General features: G+C 29.3%; 21 protein-coding genes and 1 other annotated feature. Of the genes, 19 read left to right on the plus strand and 2 right to left on the minus strand.

Annotated features, from left to right (window positions below; translation table 11 throughout):
• The first annotated feature begins 654 nt into the window (after positions 1–654).
• Positions 655–890, plus strand: a binding site (T-box leader).
• 44 nt (positions 891–934) lie between these two features.
• Genes HMPREF9709_RS02475 through HMPREF9709_RS02490 form a run of 4 tightly spaced genes read left to right on the plus strand, consistent with a single transcriptional unit; the run spans position 935 to position 4,659 of the window.
• On the plus strand, positions 935–2,131 hold the full coding sequence (locus tag HMPREF9709_RS02475; RefSeq protein WP_005397617.1) for a M20 family metallopeptidase: 1,197 nt from the start codon (positions 935–937) through the stop codon (positions 2,129–2,131).
• Positions 2,128–3,150, plus strand: coding sequence for a methionine ABC transporter ATP-binding protein (locus HMPREF9709_RS02480; RefSeq protein ID WP_005397619.1), 1,023 nt, complete (start codon positions 2,128–2,130; stop codon positions 3,148–3,150). The genes HMPREF9709_RS02475 and HMPREF9709_RS02480 overlap by 4 nt, the downstream gene beginning before the upstream one ends.
• Positions 3,147–3,830, plus strand: coding sequence for a methionine ABC transporter permease (locus HMPREF9709_RS02485; protein WP_005397620.1), 684 nt, complete (start codon positions 3,147–3,149; stop codon positions 3,828–3,830). The genes HMPREF9709_RS02480 and HMPREF9709_RS02485 overlap by 4 nt, the downstream gene beginning before the upstream one ends.
• A 10-nt stretch (positions 3,831–3,840) precedes the next feature.
• Positions 3,841–4,659, plus strand: coding sequence for a MetQ/NlpA family ABC transporter substrate-binding protein (locus HMPREF9709_RS02490; protein ID WP_005397622.1), 819 nt, complete (start codon positions 3,841–3,843; stop codon positions 4,657–4,659).
• Positions 4,660–4,715: 56 nt separating this feature from the next.
• Here HMPREF9709_RS02490 and HMPREF9709_RS02495 read toward each other — a convergent pair whose 3' ends face one another.
• Both HMPREF9709_RS02495 and HMPREF9709_RS02500 read right to left on the minus strand, forming a co-directional pair.
• On the minus strand, positions 4,716–5,282 hold the full coding sequence (locus HMPREF9709_RS02495; protein WP_005397624.1) for an RpiB/LacA/LacB family sugar-phosphate isomerase: 567 nt from the start codon (positions 5,280–5,282) through the stop codon (positions 4,716–4,718).
• A gap of 13 nt (positions 5,283–5,295) precedes the next feature.
• Positions 5,296–6,051: a DeoR/GlpR family DNA-binding transcription regulator gene (locus HMPREF9709_RS02500; RefSeq protein ID WP_005397627.1), complete on the minus strand. Its 756-nt coding sequence runs from the start codon at positions 6,049–6,051 to the stop codon at positions 5,296–5,298.
• A gap of 295 nt (positions 6,052–6,346) precedes the next feature.
• Here HMPREF9709_RS02500 and HMPREF9709_RS02505 point away from each other — a divergent pair, with 295 nt between their 5' ends.
• The 15 genes from HMPREF9709_RS02505 to HMPREF9709_RS09505 all read left to right on the plus strand — a co-directional run bounded on the left by HMPREF9709_RS02505 (position 6,347) and on the right by HMPREF9709_RS09505 (position 23,447).
• Entirely contained in the window at positions 6,347–7,759 is a 1,413-nt protein-coding gene (locus HMPREF9709_RS02505) for a YfcC family protein (protein ID WP_005397629.1), read from the plus strand.
• Positions 7,760–7,779: 20 nt separating this feature from the next.
• Complete coding sequence (locus HMPREF9709_RS02510) at positions 7,780–8,415, plus strand: class II aldolase/adducin family protein (RefSeq protein ID WP_005397630.1); 636 nt, start codon at positions 7,780–7,782, stop codon at positions 8,413–8,415.
• 20 nt (positions 8,416–8,435) lie between these two features.
• Positions 8,436–9,575, plus strand: coding sequence for an iron-containing alcohol dehydrogenase (locus tag HMPREF9709_RS02515; RefSeq protein WP_005397632.1), 1,140 nt, complete (start codon positions 8,436–8,438; stop codon positions 9,573–9,575).
• A gap of 1 nt (position 9,576) precedes the next feature.
• Positions 9,577–10,065 carry a GNAT family N-acetyltransferase gene (locus HMPREF9709_RS02520; protein WP_005397634.1) on the plus strand — a complete coding sequence of 163 codons (489 nt, stop codon included), beginning with the start codon at positions 9,577–9,579 and terminating at the stop codon, positions 10,063–10,065.
• Between the two features lie 66 nt (positions 10,066–10,131).
• A complete protein-coding gene (gene mtnK, locus HMPREF9709_RS02525; RefSeq protein ID WP_005397637.1) occupies positions 10,132–11,304 on the plus strand; it encodes an S-methyl-5-thioribose kinase in 1,173 nt (390 codons plus the stop codon).
• Between the two features lie 12 nt (positions 11,305–11,316).
• A complete protein-coding gene (locus HMPREF9709_RS02530; RefSeq protein WP_005397639.1) occupies positions 11,317–12,363 on the plus strand; it encodes a s-methyl-5-thioribose-1-phosphate isomerase in 1,047 nt (348 codons plus the stop codon).
• A 198-nt stretch (positions 12,364–12,561) separates the two neighbouring features.
• On the plus strand, positions 12,562–14,175 hold the full coding sequence (locus tag HMPREF9709_RS02535; protein WP_005397641.1) for a VWA domain-containing protein: 1,614 nt from the start codon (positions 12,562–12,564) through the stop codon (positions 14,173–14,175).
• Positions 14,175–14,792, plus strand: coding sequence for a 5-bromo-4-chloroindolyl phosphate hydrolysis family protein (locus HMPREF9709_RS02540; RefSeq protein WP_005397642.1), 618 nt, complete (start codon positions 14,175–14,177; stop codon positions 14,790–14,792). The genes HMPREF9709_RS02535 and HMPREF9709_RS02540 overlap by 1 nt, the downstream gene beginning before the upstream one ends.
• Complete coding sequence (locus tag HMPREF9709_RS02545; protein ID WP_005397644.1) at positions 14,789–15,853, plus strand: substrate-binding domain-containing protein; 1,065 nt, start codon at positions 14,789–14,791, stop codon at positions 15,851–15,853. The genes HMPREF9709_RS02540 and HMPREF9709_RS02545 overlap by 4 nt, the downstream gene beginning before the upstream one ends.
• A 1-nt stretch (position 15,854) precedes the next feature.
• A complete protein-coding gene (locus tag HMPREF9709_RS02550; protein WP_005397645.1) occupies positions 15,855–16,997 on the plus strand; it encodes a toxic anion resistance protein in 1,143 nt (380 codons plus the stop codon).
• Positions 16,998–17,559: 562 nt separating this feature from the next.
• The gene (gene pepT, locus HMPREF9709_RS02555) at positions 17,560–18,807 is read left to right on the plus strand and encodes a peptidase T (RefSeq protein ID WP_005397647.1); all 1,248 of its coding nucleotides are present in this window, start codon (positions 17,560–17,562) and stop codon (positions 18,805–18,807) included.
• 96 nt (positions 18,808–18,903) lie between these two features.
• Positions 18,904–19,731, plus strand: a complete 828-nt coding sequence (locus HMPREF9709_RS02560) for a bifunctional 5,10-methylenetetrahydrofolate dehydrogenase/5,10-methenyltetrahydrofolate cyclohydrolase (RefSeq protein WP_005397649.1) — start codon at positions 18,904–18,906, stop codon at positions 19,729–19,731.
• On the plus strand, positions 19,724–20,728 hold the full coding sequence (trpS, locus tag HMPREF9709_RS02565) for a tryptophan--tRNA ligase (RefSeq protein WP_005397651.1): 1,005 nt from the start codon (positions 19,724–19,726) through the stop codon (positions 20,726–20,728). Before HMPREF9709_RS02560 ends, trpS begins: the two co-directional genes overlap by 8 nt.
• A 57-nt stretch (positions 20,729–20,785) precedes the next feature.
• The gene (locus HMPREF9709_RS02570; RefSeq protein ID WP_005397652.1) at positions 20,786–21,139 is read left to right on the plus strand and encodes a hypothetical protein; all 354 of its coding nucleotides are present in this window, start codon (positions 20,786–20,788) and stop codon (positions 21,137–21,139) included.
• 130 nt (positions 21,140–21,269) lie between these two features.
• On the plus strand, positions 21,270–23,447 hold the full coding sequence (locus HMPREF9709_RS09505; protein ID WP_005397653.1) for a glucosaminidase domain-containing protein: 2,178 nt from the start codon (positions 21,270–21,272) through the stop codon (positions 23,445–23,447).
• The last annotated feature ends 128 nt before the right edge of the window (positions 23,448–23,575 follow it).

Raw genomic sequence — 23,575 nt, forward strand, 5'->3', positions numbered from 1 at the left:
AAAGAGAAAAAAGCAAACAAGGAAACTTGAACCCTAACTTTGTCGCTCAGGCGTTGCGAAGCAACGTCTGAAGACAAAAGTAGGTCACATGCACTAATTTTTTTCTTCTTTTGATGCACTAATTTTATATATTCTAGCGCCTGAATAGTTTATGGACGAGGATATTATTGATTTTTGCAATTATCCTCGTAGATTTTTGAGCATTTATACGATGATAAAATTGATTTTTGCGATTATCCTCGTAGACTTTCGAGCGTTTGTACGATGATAAAATAGAATTTTGCAAATATCCTCGTACCTAAGCCCATTTCTATACGATGATATCTTTTATTTTTATATTTATCCTCGTTTCCAAATAAATTTAGCGTAAATTATAATAGAAAACTAATTCACTTATTTGTAGATTTCAAAATGTATTTAACATAACAATTAATGTATTTAGTATATAAGAATAATAAATAACAAGATTTATTCCTCCTTATATCTATATAATAAATCCCAACTAAAATATCCCTTTTTCTTTTCCTGACATCGGTGTTGGATAGTGTGTGTTCTTTAAATAAGCTTCATAAATAACTTTATTTTTTATAAAATACAAAAATATTTGACATCTCCATCTAATTATATTATTATATTTCCAACACAGAAAACACATTAAAAACATTGATAAGAAAAGTAGATTTTTGGAGACTGCACAGAGAGACTGCGTTTGGTGAAAGCAGGGGAGTTAAAGATTATCGAAAATGGTCTTTGAGTTGAATTTTCCGATATGTAGGAGATTTCGGGTTCACCCGTTATAGTGATAGAGTATGGAAGTACTTGAAGAGTGATTAATTGTGAGGTTAATCAGAATTAAGGTGGTAACACGGATTTTATATCTCGTCCTTTTATTGGGCGAGATTTTTTTATTTTAAATAAATAATTTGGAGGAGTTATGACATTTAGAGAGAGAATAGAAAAAATAGTAGATAGTAAATTGTGGAAATACCAAGACATTGCGTTAAAAATTCATGAAAAGCCAGAGGTTAGTAATTATGAATTTTTTGCTTGTGAGACATTGTCTAAGCAACTAGAAAATGAAGGTTTTGATGTGAAAGTTAATGTAGCGGGACATAGAACAGGGTTTGATGCGAGATATAGGTCAAAAAAGAGTGGTCCAGTAATCGTATTTTACGCAGAATATGATGCTTTAGCAGGACTTGGACATGGTTGTGGACACAATTTATTTGGTGCGACTTCATCACTAGCTGCAGTTGCACTTAAAGAAGTGATTGATGAAGTTGGTGGAGAAATCAGAGTTTATGGTACCCCTGGTGAAGAAGGTGGAGAGAATGGAAGTGCTAAAGGAAGCTTTGTTGATAACGGATTTTTTGATGATGTAGATTTTTCACTGGGAGTTCATCCAGGATGGAAACATACTGCAACATCGTCTTCTTTGGGCGTTGCGCCAGTTGATGTAGAATTTTTTGGAAAACCAGCGCATGCAGCGGCTGCACCAGAAGAAGGGATAAATGCCTTAGATGCGTTAATTTCAGTATATAACAATGTGAATGCATTGCGTCAACATTTACCATCTGATGTTAGAATACATGGGATTATAACTGACGGAGGACTTGCACCTAATATTGTACCCGAATATGCAAAGGCAAAATTTTATTTAAGAGCAGAATTTAAGCCTACATTAGATATGGTTTATGAAAAATTTGAAAATATAGTAAAAGCAGCTGCACTCGCAACTGGGTGTGAATATAAATTTGGGCTATATCAAAATCGTGTGGATAATAATATTCCTACACCTCTATTTGATGAAGTTTATGAGGAAGTTTTAAATTCTTATGGCCAAGAATTTACTCCGATAGATATTTACAAAGCTGTTGCTTCTTCAGATGTGGGAAATATTAGTCAAGTTGTCCCAGTAATTCAGCCACATATTTGTATTTCTGATGAAAAAATTATTGGACATACAGAAGGATTTAAGCAAGCTGCAAGAAGTGAAAAAGGGTTAAATTCAATTGGTTTTGGTGCTAAGGTGTTAGCTCAAACTGCATTGAAACTTATTCAAAATCCTGAAAGGCTTGAAGAAATTAAAAAGCAACATAGAGAGAATGTGTTAAGGCAAGGTGAAAAATGATTGAAATAAGAAATGTATCTAAAACTTTTAAGGTAAATAATAAAAATGTTGAAGCAGTAAAAAATGCAAACTTAACCATTAATAAAGGTGAGATTTTTGGATTTATTGGCTATAGTGGTGCGGGTAAATCAACAATTGTAAGATGTATAAATCTTTTAGAAAGACCCACAGAAGGATCTATATATTATGATGGCAAGGACATTACAAAACTATCAAAAAAAGATTTAAGATTGGTGAGAAAAGAGATTGGAATGATTTTCCAACATTTTAACCTTTTGAAATCCTTAAATGTGAGGGAGAATATTGCATTTAATTTAAAAAACTCTAATTTATCAAAAGAGGAAATAAATAGTAGAGTAGATGAATTGTTGCAACTAGTTGGCATTCCGGATAAGGCAAATTCTTATCCAGCTCAATTATCTGGTGGACAGAAACAAAGAGTTGCTATTGCAAGAGCACTTGCCAATAACCCGAAAGTTTTATTGTGTGATGAGGCGACATCAGCATTAGATCCGCAAACAACCACTCAAATACTTAAATTACTAAAAGAATTAAATCAAAAATTAGGATTAACTATAGTGATTATCACACATGAAATGCATGTAATCAAAAATATTTGCGATAGAGTTGCTGTTATGGAAAATGGAAAAATAGTTGAAATTGGTGAAGTTTTTGATATCTTTGCGAATGCTAATTCTCCTATTTCACAAGAATTTGTAAACTCAATTTCAAACCAAAATAAAATAATTGATTTAATTAAACAAGATCGTACTTTATTTGGAGCTGGAATGGATGATGAAATTTTACATTTAGATTTTGTGGGATCAAATACTAAAGATTCAATAATTTCAAATATTTCAAGAAAATTCAATATTGATTGCAATATAATTTTTGGAGATGTTGATGTGATCAAAAACAAAATATTGGGTAGAATGATAGTTTCTTTGAAAGGAGCAAACATTCAAGAAGCAAAGACATATCTGACTACACAAGGAATAAAATGGGAGGAAATTAGATGATTGAGACACTAAATAGATTCATTCCAAATTTAATAAAATATTCAGATGAATTTGTACAAAGCCTTATTGAAACGCTTTATATGCTATTTGTTTCAGGAATATTTGTCATAATAATCGGCTTATTAATAGGAATAGTGATGACTGTAACAAAAGAAAATAATATATTAGAAAATAAATTTATTTATAGGATTTTTGATACTATAATAAATATTTTTCGTTCCATTCCATTTGTAATTCTACTTACTGCCTTAATACCAGTAACTCAAAAAATTATGGGGACATTTATAGGGGTGAAAGGTTCAATTTTCCCGCTAATAGTTGGCGCGATTCCATTTTTTGTTAGACAGGTTGAACAGGCTCTGGCTGATGTAGATAAAGGTGTAATCGAAGCGGCAGAATCAATGGGACTATCATCATTACAAATAATATTTAGAGTTTATTTAAGAGAGAGCATTCCTCAATTAATAAGAGCAATTACTATAACAACAATAAGTCTTTTAGGTTTGACATCAATGGGTGGAGCCGTTGGTGGAGGAGGGATAGGTGCTTATGTTATTAGATATGGGCACAATAGAAGCTTCCATGATATAACCTATGTTTCAGTAATTGTAATCATAATTTTTGTAAGCATAATACAAAGTTTAGGTAACTATTTATCAAAAAAAACAAATCACGCATAAGGAGAAATATATGAAAAAATTATTATCAGTAGTATTAGCATTAGTTTTAACATTTAGTTTAGTTGCTTGTGGAAACAACAATTCAACAGACGATAAGAAAAATATTAAACTAGGTATAGTTGGCACAGATAGTCTAGTGTGGAAAAAGGTAGCAGAAAAAGTGAAAGACAAAGGAATAAATCTAGAGATAGTTTATTTTGATTCCTATCCATTACCAAATGCTGCCTTAAACTCAAAAGAAATAGATTTGAATGCATTTCAACATCACAGTTATTTAAATAAAGAAGTGGAACAATTTGGTTATGAAATAGAATCAGTAGCAGACACTGTATTTGCACCACTAGGAATATATTCATCAAAAATACAAAAAATTTCACAATTAAGTGAGGGACAAAAAGTAGCCATTCCTGATGATGTATCAAATGGTGGAAGAGCCTTAAAATTATTAGAAAAAGCAGGACTAATAAAAGTTAATCCAAAAGCAGGATTGTTCCCAACATTAAAAGATGTCCAAGAAAATCCTAAAAATCTAAAATTTATTGAATTGAGTGCGGCAAACATTCCTACAACATTAACTGAAAATGAAATAGCAGTGATAAATTCAGGAATCGCAACAGACAACGGCTTCACACCAACAAAAGATGCGCTAGTTTTAGAAGAAGCAATCGAAGGTGAAAATCCATACATCAATTTAATCGCGGCGAGAAAATCAGATAAAGATGCTGAATGGCTTAAAACAATACTTGAAGCATATCATACAAAAGAAGTTTATGACTTAATCATTGAAGACTCAAAAGGTGGCTCAATACCTGTATGGGAAGCAAAGTAAATAAAACAAAGTGCTGCTGCAAAACGACTATTAGAACGTTTTGCAGCAGCACTTTTCTATTTTTTAACTAAATATTCGTAATCATCTAATGTTTTTGGATTTATAACTTTAAAATCATTATCTTTATATTGATTATAATCAAATTCATTAATTTCATCTAATGCTAATTTATGAAAAGCATTAAAATATGGCCATTCATAATCCCCACCACAAAAAGTAGAATTTAGATAAGCTTCAGCTATTTCTATACCTAATTGTGGAGCTGTATAAAATCCTCCCATAGAAAGCATATTTACATCATTACCTTCAATTGCTCTAATTGCGGCAGAAACGTTATCGACATTCCCGGTTCTAACTCCTGGGCATTTACTGGCTGCAATTTGTATTCCCATTCCTGTACCACAAAAAATAAGAGCCCTTTCGAATTCACCTTCACTTATTAGTGAACCTGCTTTAAAACCAATTCTGTGGAATATTTCTCTTGGTTGTTCATTTTTATCTCTAATACCAACATCTGTAATTTTCCAGCCTTTATTTTTTAAATGTGCAACAATAGCCTCTTTAAGATCAAATCCTGAAAAATCAGCTGCAACAAGTAATTCTTTATCTTTTATTGTTTTCATTATTTTCTCCTTATTAAAATTCTATATCAATATTTAATTTTTCTAAGTGATTTTTCCATTTAGAAATTGGACATTTATCAGTAATAATATGGTCAATTTCTTTTAAATTTCTTATTTTGTACATGGATGTAATATTGAATTTTGTATGATCTGCAACTAAAAAAAGTTTAGAAGCTTGAGAAAGAATTTTACTCCTTAAATCAGCCTGTTCAATATTAGCATCTGTAATTGCATCAAAGTTTATTCCTCTACAAGAGATAAACGCTTTATCAAAATATAATCTATCTGCTTGTTCAATTGTTGTATTGCCAATAAATGAATTTGTTAAAACATCGAATTTACCTCCTAACATAATTAATTTTTTAAAATTTAATGATGAAGCGTAATTTAGTATTGCTAATGAATTGGATACAATTGTAATGTTTGAATCAACTGGAATAAACGTTACTATGTGATAAGCTGTTGTACTCGCATCTAAAAATACTACATCATCATTATTTATATATTTCACACATATTTTTGCCATGCTATCCTTATTCTCTTTAAATATATCTTTTCGAATTTCGATAGGTACTTCATTTTTTCGATTCGATATTAATTTAGCACCGCCATGTGTTCTAATAACCTTATTTTCTTTTTCGAGTAGGTTTAAATCTCTTCTTATCGTTTCATCTGTTACATTAAAGATTTCACTCAAATCTAAAACATTTACTTCTAAATGTGTTGATATTAATTCCATAATTTTTTCCTGTCTATCTTTGGGTGTCATTTTGTCTCCTTTATTAAAAAAAATTAACAATATATATTAACAAACAATTTCATATATTTTTTTCTCAAATTTAATCAACATTTATTATGTTGATTAACAAATAATTAATATAATGATTAAAGCTTAATTTTTGTTATATTTAGATAATTATAAATTCGTTACTTAGTAAATTCAACATACAACAATGCGATAATTTATTGATTATTTTTAATATCAACATTGAAAACGAAATCATATGTTGATATATTTATTATAACAATTAATACAAAATTGTAAAATTTTTCAGGAGGAAAAAATGAAAAAAAAGAGTGTAGAAAAAAATAAATGGTGGAAAAAACTTCCTCATACATATGTAATTTTATTTGCAATGATTGTACTATCTGCGATACTAACTTGGATATTGCCTGCTGGACAATTCGCAAGAGAAACTGTAGAAGGTTTGTCAAAACCGGTAGTTGTACCTGGTTCTTATGAGTCCTTACCACAAAGTGGAGTAGGACCTTGGGGAATATTTAAATCAATTCCTGTTGGTATGGTTGGTGCAAGTTCAATTATTTTCTTAATAATGATTTCAAGTGCAACATTTGGGATAATAAATCATACCGGTGCTCTTGAGTCTGGAATGGGTGTTTTATTATATAAAGTTGATAAAGCCGGCATTTCAAAAACAGCTGTTATTTGGGTTGTAACTTTTTTATTCTCAGCTTTAGGTATTATTGTTGGACCAGAAATACAAATACCGTTCACAATAATAGGAATTAATATAGCTTTAGGATTAGGATTTGATCCAATTGTAGGATTAGGAATGATAATGGGTGGTGGTTATGCAGGTTGGAATTTTAGTCCAATAAATGCATCTATTGTAGGAACAGCACATTCAATTACTGGATTGCCAGTTTTTTCAGGAATGGAATATAGATTTTTAACAGTATTTATTGCAACTGCAATTGTAGCAACAATCGTATCATTATATGCTAAAAGAATCTCTAAAGATCCTAAAAAGTCATTAGTATATGGTATGTCAACAGAAGGATTAGGAATGTCAAAAGACTTAAGTGAATATAAGCTTGAAGGCAAACATAAACTAGTTCTTTTAGTTTTAGTGGGAATATTTGCAGCAATAGTTTATGGTTCAAGTAAATTAGGATGGTATTTAGATGAAATGTCAGCTGTATTCTTAATAGGTGGATTAGTAGCTGGATTTGTTTATGGATTTAATGTTGATCAAATAATTGATTTATTTATTAAAGGTGTAAGTTCAGCTGCAAGTATTGCATTAATTTTAGGTATTGCTAGGGGGATTCAAGTTGTTTTAGAAAGTGGAATGATTATGGATACAATAATTAATACATTATCATCTCCATTACAAAATACAAGCCCAACAATAGGTGCAATATTAATGTCAATAATTACTGCAATTGTTCATTTCTTTATACCTTCTGGTAGTGGTTTGGCTGTTGCATTAATGCCAGTATTATCTCCACTTGGAACTATATTGAATATATCTCAACAAACTGTTGTATTAGCTTTCCAATTTGGCGCAACTATACCAAACTTTATTTTCCCTACAGTTGGAGCTACAATGGCAATGCTAGGTATAGCAAGAGTTCCTCTAGGTAGATGGATGAAAATTGCGTTAAAATTAACAGCTGCTATGTTTGTTATGGCATGGATATTAATTGCAGTAGCGGTAATGATAGGATATTAGAAAAATTGGAGAGATGAAATATGAAGAAACAATTAAAAGAAAATGTATGTGAAATTGCAAAAAAATCATATATAAACAAATTAGTTGCGGGAACAAGTGGAAATGTTAGTTACTACGATAGAGAAAAAAATAGAATGTTTATAACCCCAAGTAACGTGGATTATGAACTAATGAAACCGGAAGATATAGTAATATTAGATTTAGATGGAAATATTATTGAATCTGAATCTAATTTTAAACCTTCTTCAGAATGGAGAATGCATGCTGAAATCTATAAAAATAAAGAAGATATTAATTCTATAATTCACACTCATTCACCTAAAGCTACAAGTTTTGCTGTTGTTCATAAAGACATTCCTATAATTCTTGTTGAAATGATTCCTTTTATTGGAGGGGATATAAAAAGGGCGAAATTTTCTTTGCCAGGAACAGCAGAATTAGGAATAACAGCAGCAAAAGCTTTAGAGGATAGAAATGTTTGTTTATTAGAAAATCATGGTGTTGTAGCTGTTGGAAATAGTTTAGAGCAAGCATATATCAGAGCAGTTTATGCTGAAGATGCTGCTATCATTTATTTTAATGCATTACAAGTAGGAGAACCCGTTTTATTATCCGAAGAAACAAACAAAATTCTTTATGAAAAATATAAAAAATAGGATAAAAAGGTAGGTGAAATATGGAATTTGTCTTGCCAGCAATAAATAAATTCGGTAAAGATTCATATCAAGAAATATCAAATACTTTATTAAAAGAAAATAAGAAAAAAGGATTAATAATTACTACCAAAGATATATATGAATTAGGATTATTAAAAGATATATTGAATATTTTAGAAGAAAATCAAATTCAATATGAAATGTATACTGGAGTAGTACCAAATCCAACTATTAATAATGTTGAAGATTCTTCAAAATTATTTTTGGATAATAAATGTGACTTTATTATGGGAGTTGGCGGAGGTTCAGCAAATGATTGTGCAAAAGCAGTAGGTATATTAGTAAGTAACGGTGGAAATATTAAGGAATATGTAGGTTTTAATAAAAGTAGACATAAATCACCATTTCTTATTTGTGTAAATACTACAGCCGGAACAGCTAGTGAAATTTCTAGAGCGTTTTTAATAAATGATGAAGAAAATAAAGAAAAATTAATTTTTAAAGATATTAATGCTCTTCCAGATTTAAGTATTAACAACCCTGAAATAATGTTTGGTTTACCTAAAAAAATTACAGCTCAAACTGGTATGGATGCATTGACACATGCAATTGAAAGTTATATTTCAACTGGTGCATACACTCTTACTAAAGAATTTTCACTATCCGCAATAAAACTAATTTTTAATTCTTTAGAAAAAGTAATTGATGAGCCTAAAAATGAAAATCTTAGAAATGAAATGATTTATGCTCAATTTTTAGCTGGAATGGCTTTCTGTAATGCAGGTTTAGGCTTAGTACATGCTATGTCACATCAATTAAGTGCATTATATAATTTGCCACATGGTTTATCTAATGCAATATTATTACCTGAAGTTATGAGATTAAATAAAAAGACTTCAACTAAGGGATTTGCAGAGATCTATCAAAACATATTTTTAGATTCTTTTGAAGATGATGAAAAATCAGCTGATTTGTTAATAGAAAGGGTAGAAAATCTTTCTGATAAAGTAGGAACAAAAGTAAAATTATCCGATTTAGGAGTTTTAGAAGAAGATATTGATAAATTGATAGATATGACATTTAAAGATGGTAATCTACCAAGAAACCCATATCAACCAACTAAAGAAGATGTAAAAAATATTTTTAAGAAGGTAATGTAAAGTGGAATATATTGTAGAGTCTCCAAAAAATGAAGACATTATTAAGTTAAATAAAATAAGAACTGATGAAGATAATTATAGACAACTTCTTTCGCTTTCTTCAGAATCAATTATTGAGACGGAAAAGTATTTTTTTGATGATTCTAACAATAAAGAAAATATTATTTTAAGATGTGAAAATGAGGTTGTAGGTTATTGTCAACTAAGAAGAGACAAAGAAAAAAGAAGAAATCATAAAGCAACAATTTCAATTGCAATAGATTCTAATTTTCATAATAAGGGATGTGGTAATATTTTGTTAAAAAATATTATTTTTATAGCAAAAAATCAGTTAAGTTTAAGAAAAATATCATTAACTGTTTTGGAAAATAATGATAAAGCAATAGCTTTATATAAAAAAAATGGCTTCAAAATAGAGGGGCTTTTACTAAACGATACAATTGTAGATGGTGAATTGAAAAATGTATATATAATGGGTCTTCTATTATAAGCAAAATCATTTGGTTGTATAATTGGTTAAAAATATTAGTGAGTTATTTTCGTTAAGGAGGAATTAATGGAAATTAAAGAAAAAATATTAGATTATATTTTTGAAAATCTTGATATTTTTGAAAATAGAGAAAATGTTGAGATTAAAGAAGTTGGCGATGGAAATGTAAATTACATTTTTAGAGTTAAAGATGATAAAAAATCTGTTATTGTAAAATTTAGTGACGATTATATTAGAGGTTCAACAACAAGAAAGCTATCTTCAGCTAGAAGTAAAATTGAAACGGAAATTTTAAATTATCAGTGGAAATTATCAAATGGTTTAGTTCCTGAGATATATGATTATTCTGAAGAAAATAGTTTTATAATTATGGAAGACCTTTCAGATTATAAAGTTTTAAGAGAGTCGATAAAATTAAAAGAAATATATAAAGGATTTGGTAAAGAAGTAGCTAAATTTCTATATAATACATTATTTAAAACAACCGATTTAGTTATGAACATAAAAGAAAAGAAAGAAACTGTTGCTAGATTTGTAAATTATGATATGTGTGAAATCTCTGAAAGACTTGTTTTTACTGAACCTTACATGAATAATCAAGGGTTAAATTCATTCACAGGATCTAATAGAGACTTTATTGAACAAAATGTTGTAAATAATAAAAAGTTAATATTAGAAGTAGCAAAATTAAAATTACAATTTATGACTAACTCAGAATCAATGATTCATGGTGATTTACATTCTGGCTCTATTTTTATAAACAGTAATGGGATTAAAGTTTTCGACCCAGAATTTGCATTTTATGGACCAATGGGATATGACATTGGAAATATTTTAGCGAGTTTAATTATTTCATACAATGTTTCCTTTTTTGAAAATAATTATATTGAAAATGATTTTACAGAATGGCTTAAACAATCAATTTTAGAAATAGTTTCAGAATTTAAAAAGATATATAAAGAAAATTCATTGAATGATGTTAATACTTATATGTTTAAAAATGAAAAATTTTTAGAATACTATTTAAATAAGATACTTAGAGATACTGCGGGATATGCTGGTACTGAAATCATAAGAAGAACAGTAGGTGTAGCAAAAGTAATAGATATTGATAGAGTAAAAAATCATGATGGATATAAAGATGTAGAAAGAAAATTATTAAGTACCGGAATTGATTTAATTTTAAATTCTGATAAATATATTGATTCAGAAGTTTATAAAAAAATGTTAGAAATTTAATAGGAGTTTTAAATGGAAAGAATAGATCATGATCTTGCTTTTATGCTTAGATTTGAAAATGTAGCATGGTTTGAAAATGGTAAGGTTAAAATATTAGACCGTAGAATTTATCCAATGGAAGTAAAATATGTTGAATGTGAAACTCATGAAGAAGTAGTGAAAGCAATTCAAGATATGGTGACTCAAAGTGGTGGACCATATCTTGCTGCAACAATGGGAATGGTTTTAGCTGCTTATGAAACTAAGGTGAAAAATTTAAATAATTCAGAAACAAAAGAGTTTATGAAAAAAGCAGCAGATAAGATTGCCAATGCAAGACCTACAACTTCATCAAGAATGAGAAAAATAGTTGATAATGCATTGTCAACTATATCTGAATCTGATTGGGAAAATAAAGATGATTTAATTGGAAAATTCAGAGAATTTGCGATTTCAGAAGTTTCAAACAGGTATAAAAATATTGAAAAAATGGGAGATATTATTGCTGAAAAAGTTCCTAATAATGGTACTATAATGACACAATGTTTTGCTGAAACAGTTGTGGGAATGATTTGTAGAAAATTAAAAGAAAAAGGAAAAGATACAGTAAAATTTATTACTCCTGAAACTAGACCATACCTTCAAGGAGCGAGACTTACAGCAAGTGTTATAAAAGATATGGGATTTGATGTTCATGTAATTACAGATAATATGCCAGGCTATATATTAAAAAATAAAAAAGTAGACTTATTTACATCTGCATCTGATATGATTACGAAAGATGGTCATGTAATAAATAAAGTTGGAACTTTCCAAATAGCTGTATTATGTCATTATCATGGTATTCCATATTTTGTGACAGGAAATCCAAGTGAAGTACATGAATCGATAGATGATATTATTATTGAAGAGAGAGATGAAAATGATGTTTTATCACATTTAGGTAAGAAAGTAACCCTAGAAGGTGTTAGAGCATATTATCCTGCCTTTGATATAACTCCACCTCATCTAGTATCAGGAGTTGTAACTAACAAAGGGATGTATTCACCATATAATTTATCTGAATACTTTAAGGATTAATTGATTAAGAATTAAATTATTCTTTGTAAACAAACCCGCTGCAGCAAAACGAACTTAAGAACGTTTTGCTGCAGCGGTTTTTTACTTTCTTCCTTCCTATTTAAACTCTATGTTAAATCTATGTTAAATGTGTGTAAAATCCGTATTTTTAGCAATTTTTGCTATATAATAAGTTTAAGGTATATAAGGGAGGTTGTCATGAAGAAATATAGAATAATTTCACTTTTTTTGGCTTTCATTTTTTTTATTACTGCATGTGGTAAAGGTGAAAAAAAGACTAGCGAAGGGGCTCCTGATTTTACTACACAATCTGGGAGCGGGGATACACTTAAGATTGTATCAGGTTCTGAAAATAAGGTGTTGGAGCCGATAATTGAAGATTATGCAAAAAAGACTGGCAAAAAGATTGAAATGGATTATAAAGGTTCACTTGATATTATGAGGATGCTTCAGTCGAATGAAATTAAATATGACGCGGTTTGGCCTGCTTCCACAATTTGGTTAACAATGGGAGATACCAATCGTGTTCTTAAACATACGGAAACTACCTCAATCACACCGGTTATTTTTGGTATAAAAAAAACACTTGCTCAAGAATTGGGATTTGTTGGAAGAGATGATGTTAAATTGAAAGAGATTATAAATGCAATTGAAAATAATAAATTAAATTTCGCAATGACTTCAGCAACTCAATCAAACTCAGGGGCGAGTTCATATTTAGCTTTTTTAACGGCTTTAAGTAAAAGTCCTGAGAATGGGTTAACCTTAGAAGATTTAAAAGATGAGACACTGATTAAAAATATTAAAAGTTTACTTTCAGGAGTGAATAGGAGTTCGGGTTCATCAAATTGGCTAGTTGATTTATTTTTAATGGGCGATTATAATGCAATGGTAAATTATGAACAATTGATCATTCAAACTAATGTAGAATTGGAAAATCAAGGTAAAGAACCATTGTATGCGGTTTATCCGGTTGATGGATTATCAATAAGTGATTCACCATTAGCTTATATTAATAAAAATAATGAACAAAAAGAAAAAGATTTTTTAGAATTTCAAAAATATATTTTATCTGAGGAAGCTCAAACCAAAATTGAAAAAACTGGTAAAAGAGGCGCTTATTCTACAGTAAGTGAAAGTAGTAAAGAACTGTATAAGGCGGAATGGGGAATTAATCCAGATAAAATATTATCTCCAATTAGATTGCCTCAATCGGAGGTAATCACAGAAGCATTAAGCTTGTATCAAACAAGTTTTAAGAAACCGGCTTATACAATTTATGTGCTTGATTATTCTGGAAGTATGTCAGGAGACGGCGTAAAACAAATGCTTGAGGCATTAAAACAAGTTATGATTCCTGAAAATGCATCAAAAAATTTACTGTTGGGTACTTCAAAGGATAAGACAATATTGCTTCCATTCTCACATAAAACTTATCCAAAAGTTGAAAAAGAAGGGAATGATTTAACCGATTTATATAATAGTGCGATAGATACGCAGTTAGGTGGAGGAACAAGTTTATTTGAAGCGACAATCGATGCCTTAAAAATAGCTTCAAAAGAGAAAAAATTAAATAATTATACTCCTGCAATTGTTCTGTTAACTGATGGAATGGCTAACGGAAGTAAAAATATTAATGATTTAAAAGATGAGTATGGCAAATTAGGAATGGACATTCCAATATTTTCTATAAAATTTGGAAATGCAGTTGATGAGGAATTGGAGTCAATTGCAAACTTAACAAATTCAAGAATTTTTGACGGCACAAAAGATTTAATTGAAGCGTTTAGAGCGGTAAAGGGGTATAACTGATGAATAATAATGATGGAGCAAGATCAATTTTAAGTACGATAGTTTCTTCAATATTATTTTTGGTTACATTATTGTTATTTAAGTGGCATTTTTTAGTAAGTGCAGGATTGTCCATATTGACTTATTTTGGCGTATTACTTGTAACAGCTCCCATTAAAAAAATAGGGAATGTCTCAGTAGAAAAAATTGACCAAGGTGAAAGAATTAGTAGGATATATGAACAAGCTAATGAAAATATTAGACAAATAAATAAACAGCAAACATTAATAAATGACAAAGAGGTATTTGAGAAAATTGGAATGTTATCGGAAAAAGGAAGTAGTATAATGAACTATTTATCAAATAATTACAAGGCTATATCCGCATCTGAACATTTTCTAGAATATTATCTCGGCACTGCAAACAGGATAATAAAGAATTTCGCAGAAATGCAAAACACAAGTATTTCAGAATCTAAATCAAAACTTATTAGAAATGAAACTTTGGAATCATTAGACTATCTGCAAGATATTTTTACAAGACAGCTAGATAGTTATTATGAGGATAAAATATTAAGTTTAGAAATAGAATCTGACTTATTAGAGAAAACAGTAAAACTTGGAGGAGGTAGAGAATGAAGAAACAAAGGATTGGATTAATTTTACTACTCTCTGTAATAGTATTTGCTGGAATATATTTATTTATTCAAAACAATAAGAAACCTGGAGTAAAAATTGATGGACTAATTGGTGGAGAAAAAATTGGATTAGTGGAAAATGAAATATTTAAGGAAAATATTAAGAAAAATTATGGATTAACATTTGATTATAGAAAAGCAGGTTCTTTAGAAATGGTCCATGAAAACAACGAAAAATACGACTATCTATTTCCATCAAGTCAATTAGCTTTACAGCTGTATCAGAAAAATGGTGGTAAATACAGAAAACAAGATATTGTTTTTAATACTCCAATTGTTTTATATTCTAGAAAACCAGTTGTAGATAAGCTTGTCGAACAAAAAGTAGTTTCAAAACAAAATGATGTATATTATGTGGATATGCCAGCATTCGCAGAACTCTTAAAAAAAGGCACCAAATGGAGTGAGATAGGACTCAAAGATTTATATGGTCCAATGATCGTAGATACAACGGATCCAAATAAATCAAATTCAGGAAATATGTTTTTAGGTTTATTAGCGAATAGCTTGAATGGTGGAGAGGTTGTAAGAAAAAGCGATTTGGAGACAATTAAACCAATAATAAAAAATATATATCAACAAATTGGTATCATGCAATCTTCCTCATCTGACATGTTTAATCAATTTTTGAAGCAAGGAGTGGGAGCATATCCAATTATTGCTGGTTATGAAAATCAAATTCTAGAATTTTCAAAATTAGAGCCAGATATATATAAACAAATTAAGGAACAAATAATAGTTATGTATCCAAGTCCTACAGTTTGGTCCTCACATGTTTATATAGCTTTAACTGAAAAAGGAGAAATTGGTTTAGATTCTCTATTATCAAAAAATACGCAAGAAATTGCCTGGAAGGATCATGGATTTAGAACGATCGTTGCTGGAACAGAAAATAAAGGAGCTTTCGATGTACCGGGTGTACCAGAGAGCATATCAAAGGTAATGCCTATGCCGGACATAGACGTAATGAATGAATTAATGAACACACTTTTGGAGGAATAAAATGGCAGATTTAAAATTAGAAGATTTATTGAAAGAACAACCAAAAACTGAAACTAAAGAAATTTCAGAAAATGAAGCTAAGGAATTAGTTAAGCAAGAAATAAAACCACTTTCTCCTGAAGATAAGGAAAAAGTTGAAAAAATAAAAAACGAACTGGATTTAAGAGATTCATCTGCAGCTAACCTATTTGGTGTAAGTACACAAAATAGTATTGCTCAATTTTCAGATGAAATCCTTTCAAAAGTAAGAGCAAAGGATGCGGGTGAAACAGGTGAATTAATGACAGACCTACTTGTAAAAGTTAGAAATGTAAACTACGATGATGAAGGTGGAAATTTCTTATCAAAAATTTTCAATAGTGGAAAAAATAAAATAGAGAAATACATCGCTAGTTATGATGATTTATCTGGTCAAATAGATAGTATATCAGCTAAATTACAAAATGAACAAAAAGAGCTTATCAAACAAGTTCAACTATTTGATAGACTATATGAACAAAATCTAAATTACTACAATGATTTAGAAATATATATCATGGCGGGAAATGAAAAAATTGCAGATATGAGAGATAATCAAATCCCAAGATTATTAGAAGAAGCAAAAGCCTCTGATAATCCTATGGCATTACAAGTGGTAACAGACTTGCAGGACAATGTAAATAGATTTGAAAAGAAAGTTCACGACTTAAAAATTTCACAAACATTAGCGATGCAATCTGCACCTCAAATTAAACTAATTCAAAATAATGATCAACTTCTTGCAAATAAAATAACAGATGCAATAAATCACATTATTCCACTTTGGAAGTCACAAACAGTAATCGCTTTGGGACTTGCAAAACAAGAAGAAGTATTAAAAATGCAAAAAGCAATCTCCGATGCTACAAACGAAATGATTAGAGAAAATGCAAGAAAATTGAAGAAAACTACCATTGGAGTAAGAGAAGAAGCAGAAAGATCAACCGTGGATATTGAAACACTCGAAGAAGCAAATAAAGAATTAATAGAAGCAATAGAAGGTTCAATTGAGATATCCAAGAAAGCTCAAGAACAAAGAAAACAATCAGAAGAAAAAATGGTTCAAATCAAAACAGACCTAAAAACTGCACTAATGTCTGCTATGAATGAAGGCGTAAAATTATAATTAATATATAAAGGTTGCTGTCGTTACAGCAACTTTTTTATATGGTCGTTTTTATCTAAACATTATTGAAATGAAGAAACAAATTATAATTTACATGTCTAAACGGTCAAACTAAAAATACACATGTAGAAAAATATTGAAAATTACATGTGTAAAACGGAAAATGTGGAATGCACATGTAAATTTTTTTTGGGTCTACATGTGTGAATGGAAAAAGGTCTTTTACACATGTAAAATGGCTAAAAATCCTACATGTGTAAATTAAATATTTTAAAATAAGCATGTAAAAATGGTGATATAAAGTAATTTCCTGATTAAACCGAAAATCCCAAAAAAATCAGGAAAACCAATCAAAAAACTTTCCTGATTAAATCAACATTCCTAAAATAATCAGGAAAACCCGCTAAACCTAATAGATAAATTAATTTGTCATTAAAAACTTCCCCACATATATTAATTTTTATTTAGCTTTTGTATTTATCAACTAAAGTTGTATAATGAATATTGTATAAAATAATAAAATGAGATTTATTTATATTATTTAATTAAATAAGGAGAGATTATGAAAAGAGAAGAATTTAAAGATGTAACAGAAAGATTTTTAAGATATGTAAAAATAGATACACAATCCGATCCTGATAGTGAAACATTCCCAAGTACAGAAAAACAAAAGAATCTATTGAGATTATTGTTTGAAGAGTTGCAAGATATGGGTGTTGAATCAGAAATGGATGAAGTTAATGGATATGTTTATGGTAAAATACCTTCAAATATAGAAGATAAAAATGATCCTAGAAATCAAAAGACTATTGCCTTTATTTCTCATGTTGATACTTCTCCAGAAGTTTCTGGAAAAGATGTAAATCCACAAATTGTAAAGAATTATCAAGGTCAAGTAATTAAATTAAATGAAGATTTAGTATTAGATCCGGAAGAGTTTAGTTCATTAAAACAATTTATTGGTCAAGATTTAATCACAACAGATGGTAGTACTTTATTGGGTGCGGATGATAAATCTGGAGTTGCAGAAATTATGACAATGGTGTCATATTTTGTAAAACATCCTAAAGTGGAACATGGAAATATTGCCATTTGTTTTACTCCTGATGAAGAAATTGGAAAAGGGGTTGATAATATTGACTTAGATAAGTTGGGAGCTGATTTTGCTTATACTGTTGATGGCGGAGTGTTAGGAGAATTGGAGTATGAAAACTTTAATGCTGCAGGAGCAAAGATTGTAGTGAAAGGTAAATCTGTTCATCCTGGATCTGCAAAAGGATTAATGATAAATGCATCTGATATTGCTGCGGAATTTGCAAGTTTAATGCCTAAAGATCAAGTGCCACAAAATACTGAAGGATATGAAGGTTTTATCGCTCTTATGGGAATGTCTGGTAGTGTTGAAGAAGCTACTCTTACATATATAATTCGTGATCATAATATGAAAAAATTTGAAGCGAAGAAAAAATTAGTTGCCAATGCAGCTGAAAGATTAAATGAAACATATGGAAAAGATGTGGTAAAAGCAATAATTAAAGATTCCTATTATAATATGGAAGATAAAATTAAACCACATATGTTTTTAATTGAAAGAGCAAAAGAAGCGATGGAAGAGATGGATATTAAACCATTAATATCTCCAATTAGAGGTGGTACAGATGGTGCAAGACTGTCATTTATGGGATTACCAACTCCAAATATTTGTGCAGGTGGAGTTAATTTCCATGGAAAATATGAATATGTAAGCATTCAATCAATGGAAGCAATTTCTGAATTAATTACAAGAATTGCAATGAATGTATTTAAATAGATAAATTTTCTTATCTTAAAATAAACAAAAATTAAGCATTTTAGTGTATCATAAAGAATTTAATTTATGATATAATACCAATTATATGAGGTGAACATGATAATAAAAGTTGATAATTTTATTAGAAAAATGAATACAGAGTTAAAATCGAATATAGAAAAATTAGAATTTATTCCAAAACTTCAATTAGTTAGAATTGGAAATGATATTGGTGCAAAATCTTTTGAAAAATCTATTTTCAAAGAAGCGAAAAAAATCGGTATTGATGTTGATGTAAAGATATTTTACAAATGTGATAGTGAAAGTGAAATTATTGAGTTTATAGAACAGGTAAATGAAGATAACACTATAAATGGTATTTTATTATTTTTACCTATCGATAATAAATTTAATCAGAGAAAAATATTAAATACAATTTCTCCTAAAAAAGATGTAGATGGATTAAATATCAAATCATTGGCGAAATTATTTATAACTGATGAATACAGAAATGTACCAACTACTGCACTTTCAACATTAGAATTTCTACAATCTTTAACTAATCTAGAAGGTAAAGATGTTTTAGTTATCAATAGATCACTTATAATTGGTAAACCATTGTATTTTATGCTCTCAAATGAGAATGCAACTGTACAAATGGCGCACTCTAAAACCGCAGATATTTACGAAAAAATGGCTAATGCAGATATTATTATTTCCGCTATAGGTAAACCTAAATTTTTTAAAACTGAAAAGTTTAAAAAGGATGCAATAATTGTTGATTTAGGAGTATCCACTTTGGGTGGATTGCTATATGGAGATTTTGATTCATCAAATTATGAAAATTTAGATATTAAATATGTACCTTCAATTGGTGGGGTAGGAAAGATTAATTCAAATATGATATTAAAAAATACATATAGAAATGGAGTAGAAAATGACTGAAAATAAAAAAGTTGTTTTAAGTTTAGTGCAACCAACAGGTGATTTAACTATTGGAAATTACTTAGGTGCGATACAAAATTTTATTAAATTACAAGAGAAATATGAATGTTATATCGGTATAGCAGATTTGCATTCAATTACTGTGCCACAAGTACCTGCAGAATTGAGAAGAAGGACAAAAAGTGTTCTAGCAACATATATGGCGCTTGGACTTGATCCAGAAAAAGTTGCTTTATTTGTACAATCCCACAATCTAGACCATTTGAAACTATATTGGGTACTAAACACAATTTCATATATGGGTCAATTATCTAGAATGACACAATTTAAGGAAAAATCAGAAAAAAATGAAGAAAACAAAAATGCTGCATTATTTACATATCCAGTGTTAATGGCAGCAGACATTTTAGTTTATAATGCTGATTTTGTACCAGTTGGTATAGATCAAAAACAACACTTAGAGTTAACAAGAGATTTAGCAATAAGATTTAATAGTAGATATTCTGATACATTTAAAATCCCAGAACCTATAATCAATGAATCTACTAGAAAAATTATGTCATTAAAAAATCCTGAAAAGAAAATGAGTAAATCAGATGAAGATAAATCAGCATCAATTTTCTTATTAGATGATCCAAAGAGTGTAAAGAAAAAGATTATGTCAGCTGTTACTGATTCCTTTATGAACTTTGCATATACAGAAGACCAACCTGGATTAAAAAATTTAATTGATATACACTGTTCTTTCTCTGGAGAAAGCCCAGAAAGCATAGTAGAAAGATATAAAGGAAGAGGCTATGGAGAATTCAAGAAAGAATTAGCGGAAGTAGTTTCTACATTTATAGAAGAATTCCAAGAGAAATATAATGAAATACTTAAAGACGATGATAGACTTGAAAAGATTCTAGAAGAAGGATTACAAAAATCATTAAGAAAAACTAGAAGAATGATGGATAAAGTATATAGAAAAGTAGGATTTTTGCAATTAGGAAAATAATAATAAAAAAAGGAATGGCTATTTAAGTTCTATTCCTTTTTAATTTAAGGAGCAGATATGTTAACATATAAAATGATAGATAGAAATGATAAATATATTAGATATAAATATTTTCCGTATGGCAAAGATATAAAAGTTGCAGGGGGAATTATAAAAATAGATTTAATAAATAATCAATATATTATTGAAGAATTAGCTCAATTAGATAAACGTGAAGAATTCTCTGATGAAGAAATTATGCAAATGTTGGAATATATTAATTCTGAAAGGAAAAAGGGCGATTTCCCATTATTAACAAAAGAAGAGTTTATAGAAAAGAATTTAAATTATGTATTTTCTACTAAATTGGTTGAAGAAATATTTAAACAAATACAAAAAAATAATATTAAAGAAAAAGGTATACTTTTTTAAATAATACAGAAAATTAATAAAATCGAAGAAATTGTAATTATTTTGTAACAATTTGTTGAAATTTTAAGTAAAAAGTAATAATATAATTATTGCTGAATAATTTTTATAAATCTAATTTGAAGAGGTAAACATGAAAATAGAAAAAATATTAAAATCATTTTTAATGTTAGTGATAACAGCGAGTATTATATTTACAAGTTCATTTTACTCAATAGCTGCACAAACATATACTTTACACAATAGTGTTAAGACATATAAAACTGCAGATGAAGCTAAAAACAAGACAAATCCAGCAGGCACATATCCAGCTGGCGAATATTTCGTTTTTAGAGAGTATACTAATGGCATGATTAATATTTCAAAAGCTCCTAATCAAGCTGGAGCGTGGATTAATCCTTCTGATAATATTGATCAACCAAGTAATGTGGAAACAGATAAGATTCCAGAAATTTCAGCAACCGATTTTGAAAAAATTTCTTCAGAATATGCAGCAGGGATATTTACATTAAACTCAGAAACTAAAACGTATAAGACTTTTGAAGATGCTTTAGCTGAAGCAAATTCAAATGGTAAGTTAGTTTCAGGAAAATACTATATCTATGAATCTAGAGATGGTATGTTAAACATTTCAAATGTTAATGGACAAATGGGTCAATGGATAAATCCTGGCGAGGCTATGGTGGATGTAATAAAGTATTTAGAAAGAATTCAAATTGAAAGTCCAGAATTAAGGATTGAAAGTGAATTACGCGGGACAACATATTATTCAGTATTTGGCACTATTAAAGGGTATTCAACATCTCAAGATGCTTTAAGAAAAATTAATAGTGTAAAAACAGTTGAACCGGGAACTTACTATATTTATAAACATGCAGACAACATGCTAAATGTAACTACTGATATTAGTCAACCTGGTACTTGGATTAATCCGAGAGAAAATAATACTATGATTCGTATTAGACCAGAAGCTAATCCAACAGAATATGTAAATAAAGTTGGACCAGTCGCTCAAAAATTGACATCAAATAAAGATTTATATGCATCAGTAATGATCGCTCAATCAATGTTAGAATCAGGTTTTGGTACTTCACATTTATCAAGTGAAAAATTTAATAACTACTTTGGTATTAAAGGATATTTCAAAGAGCAAGCAGTTGCCATTCATACTTTTGAGTACACATCAAAAGGAGAATCATATTCAGTAATTGCACCATTCAAGAAATACAATTCAATTGATGAATCATTTGCAGATTATATTGACTTTTTAACTGGTTCAAACAATCCAGAATCTTGGAGATATAAATTATACTATGGAGTAAGAAAATCTCAAGCAAAAACATATAAGGATGCAGCAAACTACTTAACTGGTAGATATGCAACTTCACCAGAGTATGGTACTGTATTAATAAAACTTATTGATCAATATGATTTAACAAGATTTGATACTTATAATGGTGGAAATGAGCCAGAAGAACAAAGTGGTTGGAAGAAAATTGGTGATAAATGGTCATATATAGATGAATCTGGAAAACAAGTTATTTCATCATGGAAGAGAGTTCAATTATTAGATTCTAATAATATGCCAACTGGTGATTATAATTGGAAATACTTCAATGCAAAAGGTGAAAGTATTGACCAATTCTATAAAGAAAATGGTTTAGTTTGGTTATCTAAAGAAGGACCATATAATCCATATCACAAAGGCTGGTGGACAGATCCAAATAGTGGATATAAATATTTCTTCAGATTAACTTCAGGAACAAGAGTTTCTGGTAGACAATATGTAGATGGTGGCTGGATTTATTTCAGAGAAACTGGCTCATTAGCATTGGGATGGCAATATTATCAAGGTGCTTGGAGATACAATGACCCAGCAAATAATGGTAAAGAAGTTACTGGCACATGGAAATGGCTTCCAATTAAAGATAAAGAAGGCGTAAAAAACTGGAAATTCTTTAATTCAAAAGGTGAAAGCATGGATCAATCATATAGAGAAAATGGATATGTATGGCTTTCACAAAAAGGACCAGCTACAGAGTACCGTAGAGGATGGTGGTATAATCCACAAAATAAATCCAAATACTTCTTTAGATTAAAAACTGGAAGTATGGTAACTGGAAAACAATATATTGATGGTAACTGGAGATACTTCAGATCATCTGGTACATTAGCTACAGGATGGCAATATATAAATGGTCATTGGAATTACTACATCTCTGAAACTGGAGCAATGGTTACAGGAAGAAAAGTAATTGATGGAAAGACTTATACTTTTACTAAAGATGGAAATCTAATAGGAAGAAAATAGAAATTATTGAAATCAAAAGTGAAAGAACTCTATTTTATAAAAACTAAAGAGCACTTTCACTTTTTTTTATAAAATAAATCGTTATTTAATGTTTATAATATTAAACATGGGTATACATATAATGTATG

It is taken from the genome of Helcococcus kunzii ATCC 51366 (assembly GCF_000245755.1).
Lineage (GTDB): Bacteria > Bacillota > Clostridia > Tissierellales > Peptoniphilaceae > Helcococcus > Helcococcus kunzii.

Excerpts from the sequence above, each read along its gene's own strand:
- HMPREF9709_RS02475 (WP_005397617.1), top strand. The coding sequence starts at position 935 with ATGACATTTAGAGAGAGAATAGAAAAAATAGTAGATAGTAAATTGTGG.
- HMPREF9709_RS02480 (WP_005397619.1), top strand. The coding sequence starts at position 2,128 with ATGATTGAAATAAGAAATGTATCTAAAACTTTTAAGGTAAATAATAAA.
- HMPREF9709_RS02485 (WP_005397620.1), top strand. The coding sequence starts at position 3,147 with ATGATTGAGACACTAAATAGATTCATTCCAAATTTAATAAAATATTCA.
- HMPREF9709_RS02490 (WP_005397622.1), top strand. The coding sequence starts at position 3,841 with ATGAAAAAATTATTATCAGTAGTATTAGCATTAGTTTTAACATTTAGT.
- HMPREF9709_RS02495 (WP_005397624.1), bottom strand. The coding sequence starts at position 5,282 with ATGAAAACAATAAAAGATAAAGAATTACTTGTTGCAGCTGATTTTTCA.
- HMPREF9709_RS02500 (WP_005397627.1), bottom strand. The coding sequence starts at position 6,051 with ATGACACCCAAAGATAGACAGGAAAAAATTATGGAATTAATATCAACA.
- HMPREF9709_RS02505 (WP_005397629.1), top strand. The coding sequence starts at position 6,347 with ATGAAAAAAAAGAGTGTAGAAAAAAATAAATGGTGGAAAAAACTTCCT.
- HMPREF9709_RS02510 (WP_005397630.1), top strand. The coding sequence starts at position 7,780 with ATGAAGAAACAATTAAAAGAAAATGTATGTGAAATTGCAAAAAAATCA.
- HMPREF9709_RS02515 (WP_005397632.1), top strand. The coding sequence starts at position 8,436 with ATGGAATTTGTCTTGCCAGCAATAAATAAATTCGGTAAAGATTCATAT.
- mtnK (WP_005397637.1), top strand. The coding sequence starts at position 10,132 with ATGGAAATTAAAGAAAAAATATTAGATTATATTTTTGAAAATCTTGAT.
- HMPREF9709_RS02530 (WP_005397639.1), top strand. The coding sequence starts at position 11,317 with ATGGAAAGAATAGATCATGATCTTGCTTTTATGCTTAGATTTGAAAAT.
- HMPREF9709_RS02535 (WP_005397641.1), top strand. The coding sequence starts at position 12,562 with ATGAAGAAATATAGAATAATTTCACTTTTTTTGGCTTTCATTTTTTTT.
- HMPREF9709_RS02540 (WP_005397642.1), top strand. The coding sequence starts at position 14,175 with ATGAATAATAATGATGGAGCAAGATCAATTTTAAGTACGATAGTTTCT.
- HMPREF9709_RS02545 (WP_005397644.1), top strand. The coding sequence starts at position 14,789 with ATGAAGAAACAAAGGATTGGATTAATTTTACTACTCTCTGTAATAGTA.
- HMPREF9709_RS02550 (WP_005397645.1), top strand. The coding sequence starts at position 15,855 with ATGGCAGATTTAAAATTAGAAGATTTATTGAAAGAACAACCAAAAACT.
- pepT (WP_005397647.1), top strand. The coding sequence starts at position 17,560 with ATGAAAAGAGAAGAATTTAAAGATGTAACAGAAAGATTTTTAAGATAT.
- HMPREF9709_RS02560 (WP_005397649.1), top strand. The coding sequence starts at position 18,904 with ATGATAATAAAAGTTGATAATTTTATTAGAAAAATGAATACAGAGTTA.
- trpS (WP_005397651.1), top strand. The coding sequence starts at position 19,724 with ATGACTGAAAATAAAAAAGTTGTTTTAAGTTTAGTGCAACCAACAGGT.
- HMPREF9709_RS02570 (WP_005397652.1), top strand. The coding sequence starts at position 20,786 with ATGTTAACATATAAAATGATAGATAGAAATGATAAATATATTAGATAT.
- HMPREF9709_RS09505 (WP_005397653.1), top strand. The coding sequence starts at position 21,270 with ATGAAAATAGAAAAAATATTAAAATCATTTTTAATGTTAGTGATAACA.